Origin of the sequence: Acinetobacter sp. CFCC 10889 (assembly GCF_003268395.1) — a bacterium.
Classification (GTDB): Bacteria; Pseudomonadota; Gammaproteobacteria; order Pseudomonadales; family Moraxellaceae; genus Acinetobacter.
In genome coordinates this window covers 1-3,298 of the sequence record NZ_LQXQ01000120.1, presented here as the reverse complement: position 1 = coordinate 3,298, position 3,298 = coordinate 1, and the positions used below count along the sequence as shown (strand labels likewise).

General features: G+C 37.1%; 5 protein-coding genes. 2 read left to right on the top strand and 3 right to left on the bottom strand.

Going from position 1 to position 3,298, the window contains the following annotated elements; all coding sequences use genetic code 11:
* The 3 genes from AVJ19_RS20615 to AVJ19_RS20605 form a co-directional block, all read right to left on the bottom strand.
* Positions 1-250 (bottom strand): pentapeptide repeat-containing protein (locus AVJ19_RS20615; RefSeq protein ID WP_213067277.1); only part of this gene is annotated, 250 nt, incomplete at its 3' end.
* 429 nt (positions 251-679) lie between these two features.
* A complete protein-coding gene (locus tag AVJ19_RS20610) occupies positions 680-1,132 on the bottom strand; it encodes a hypothetical protein (protein WP_111861377.1) in 453 nt (150 codons plus the stop codon).
* Between the two features lie 185 nt (positions 1,133-1,317).
* Entirely contained in the window at positions 1,318-2,058 is a 741-nt protein-coding gene (locus AVJ19_RS20605) for a LexA family transcriptional regulator (RefSeq protein WP_111861376.1), read from the bottom strand.
* Positions 2,059-2,357: 299 nt separating this feature from the next.
* Between AVJ19_RS20605 and AVJ19_RS20595 the strand changes: the two genes are divergently transcribed.
* Both AVJ19_RS20595 and AVJ19_RS20590 read left to right on the top strand, forming a co-directional pair.
* Entirely contained in the window at positions 2,358-2,738 is a 381-nt protein-coding gene (locus tag AVJ19_RS20595) for a transcriptional regulator (RefSeq protein ID WP_111861374.1), read from the top strand.
* Between the two features lie 47 nt (positions 2,739-2,785).
* Positions 2,786-3,142, top strand: a complete 357-nt coding sequence (locus tag AVJ19_RS20590; RefSeq protein WP_111861373.1) for a hypothetical protein — start codon at positions 2,786-2,788, stop codon at positions 3,140-3,142.
* Positions 3,143-3,298 lie beyond the last annotated feature (156 nt).

Sequence of the window (3,298 nt, the reverse complement as noted above, 5' to 3'; positions counted from 1 at the left end):
GGTCGCCAGTGTTCCAGTAGCCAGTGTTGCGGTCGCCAGTGTTCCAGTCGCCAGTGTTGCGGTCGCCAGTGTTGCAGTTGCCAGTGTTGCAGTAGCCAGTGTTGCCATTAGCATCAGTAGATTCAGCCTGAGGCTCAGCCACTTTTTCAGCTTTCTGATTCCCTAAAACATAATTTTCAATGTCTTGAGCTTTTTCAATATCACCGTCGGTGATGTGTAGTGCCTGGAGGCGTAAATTTTGAATTTCCATTTTTGTCTCTGTGGTTGGGGTGTAAGATTTATATTAACTACAGTTAATTTATTAGTCAAGAAAAAAGTTAACAATAGTTAATCTTCTTATTAGCTATGGTTTATGTTTTAATGGACAAAAGAAAACCCACACTGGGTGGGTTAGATGGAGTTTGTTATGAGTATAAATCAAATACTAAATACGCAAATATTTTTCAGTGTAGCCACAATCTTTTGGAATATTGTTATTTGGTTTACTTTTTAGGGATGTAATTTTATGCGTGAAGAAGACAAACCTATTATGCTTATCTCTCTGCTGTTTGGCTTAATAACCTTAATATCTTCAATTTTATTACTCATTTGTAGGCTGGTGAAATTATGAATATTGAAAACAAAAGTATTTTAAACCTTGTTCTGGTATTTCTAATGGTGTGCTCTGTGGTTCGAACTTTTATTTTAGTAATGCAATAACACTAGCTGCAGCAGCAACAAAGGTTAGCACCAAAATTGCGTAAACATTCCAGTGAGGTTTTGATGATGCCTTAATCTGTCTACTTAAAATCTCATTGGAGATAAGCTGAATAGTCGTCTCATGAATTGAACCATCGTGACTTTCACCGCTTAAAAGCTTAAGTAGTTCATTGGTGGGTAAGTCCTTAACCTGATCGACACTTAATCTTAAAAAATTAAAATCATAAGATTTATTTTTCGTTCTCATTGCATCTCCAGATAATATATTATCAATTTTAGGGTTTTTTCCTAAAAGTTCATCTAACTCTTTCAGCATTAAATCATCATCTTTCTGATTGCTCTGCGGAACATCCATTCCATTAGTAAGTTTTTCAAGCGTTTCAAGATTAAGGTGACCCAAGTTAATGGGTTTCTTTTCATCATCTTTTTTCAAAATAGTTTCCAATTTAATGAATTTATAGGGATTACTTGATGGATTATTTTCAAAAATTAATAAGCTTCTACCTCGCTCATCCTATCCTCTGCAACTCAATACTAACTTTTATATATGGATTCTTGTATGGTGGAGGTTATCTGTTTGCCCGACGCAAATAGAGTGCGTCGGGTTCGCAGTTTTAATTATCCTGCTCGCCAAAATTGACGACCCATAACTCTAAAATTCAATCCATTTTGTTCTGATACTTCTCTATCGCGATACTTTGGATTAAGACTGTGAAGTATTAATCTTCCACCTTCTTCTTTAAATATCTGTTTGATCATGCCTTCACCTTCAAAATAAAAAGCATAGATCTCCCCATCTATAATTTCAGTTTGAGACATATCAATACCAACCAGATCCCCATCAAAAATACGCTCAGCCATACTATCGCCTTTGGCTTTGATTATTTTTACATTCTTAGGATCAATTCCTTTTTTATAGAAAAAGCTAGGAAGGAAAGGTTGCTTTCCACTAACAACATCAAAGTGAAACTCGATTGATTCACCAGATCCGCATGAGAAATTAGCCTCAACAACATCAATCCAAATAAACTGATTATCACCCTCATAATCAACAATTAAAGGAGATTGAATATCATTCTTATCAAATGAAGATTCATTTTTTACATCCAACTTATGCTTTGATATGAATTCTCGCATATTAAGGTCGTCTAGCTTTTGAGGATTCTTCCCTGTTAATAACCAGTCATCAGTTACACCAAGAAATTTAGCAATATCTTTTAAATTCTGAGCTTTGGGTTGACTTGTGCCGTGATACCACTTCCCTGCAGCAACAGGGGAGACTTTTGCTGCACGAGCAAGGTCAGCAACACGAAGATTTCTTTCTTCTAATTTTTGTTGTATGCGCAAATGTAAAGACATAAATAAACCCTCAAATTATTAACTAATGTTAATACAAAACATTGAAACTACGGTTATCATGTGTTAACTTTGATTTATTAACTACAGTTAAGTTAAAGCACTATGAATGTAAAAGACCTTATGAATCACTACGGGTGTGAAAACCATACTGATTTATCTAAAAAGATTAAATTTTCAAAGGTAACTCTGTGGAAGTGGGAAAAATTCGGAATCCCACCTCGCACCCAAGCGACCTTTGAAGTTTTATCAGGGGGGAAACTAAAAGCCAACCTCCAAACATTAATCGCTTAGGAGCCACTATGAGCAAATTATCAATCGAAATGTCTGCAAGTGCTAGAAATGACATGGCGCGTGTATTTAATGCGCTTGCACAGGCGAACAATAGTGTTTTGGCAGAGCGCTTAGGGATAGACCCAAGCACGCTCTCAAGAATGAAGAATGACAAGAAAAGCAATGGTTTGACTGAAATTGAAAACGCTTGCGCCTTATTGAGTCTTCTTGGATTCAAGGTTGTTCCAAAAACTTATGAAAGCTTAGATCGTGAAACGGCAGCTTCAATGTTTCACATGATGAAGTGCTATATCAATAGAGTGGAATCAGTAGATGATCTTTTCCATCACGAAATCAGTGAACGTAAGGAAGAGCTTGGCTATGGAAGCGTAGAAAAGGAAAAAGCCTGATCTAGTACATCAGGCTTTTAGTAATTCAAACTTTAGGAGGCATGAATATGAAATCAAATATACCAAAACATCCATGTGCTAACAAGTACACAGAATTTAAAACAGAGCAGTGCAATCACTGTTTAATTATGGCGAATTCGCCGGAATTGGAATCGACTGAAAGTGATTTCCTGGTTGGTGATGTGGTTGTATCAACTTGTGATGATGTAGAGCCATATCTTTTTACTGTTATAGCTATAGAGCGCAACTCTGGCGAAGAATTGGTTCACTGCAGAATGTTTGGTTACTTAATAGGGTTCTCATGCATGTTAGCTATTAATGAAATCCGCACAGCAACCGTTGCCGAACTCCACGCCAACCGCCGTTTAACCGAAGCTGAACACGCTTTAGCGGAGGTGTCATGAACTCAGATCAAATCATTCAATCTTGGCATGAACCTGCGTTACACACGCTTGGTTCACTGCTTTCAGTCCGTAAAGCCAACTTACGTAAGATCAACAACGAGTTCATTCAGCCACGCATTGTTCGTCAATTGGAAATGCGTGGATTGGTGAAGTTGA

Bases quoted from the DNA above. Each gene is read 5' to 3' on its own strand.
- AVJ19_RS20605 (WP_111861376.1), bottom strand. From the start codon at position 2,058: ATGTCTTTACATTTGCGCATACAACAAAAATTAGAAGAAAGAAATCTT.
- AVJ19_RS20595 (WP_111861374.1), top strand. From the start codon at position 2,358: ATGAGCAAATTATCAATCGAAATGTCTGCAAGTGCTAGAAATGACATG.
- AVJ19_RS20590 (WP_111861373.1), top strand. From the start codon at position 2,786: ATGAAATCAAATATACCAAAACATCCATGTGCTAACAAGTACACAGAA.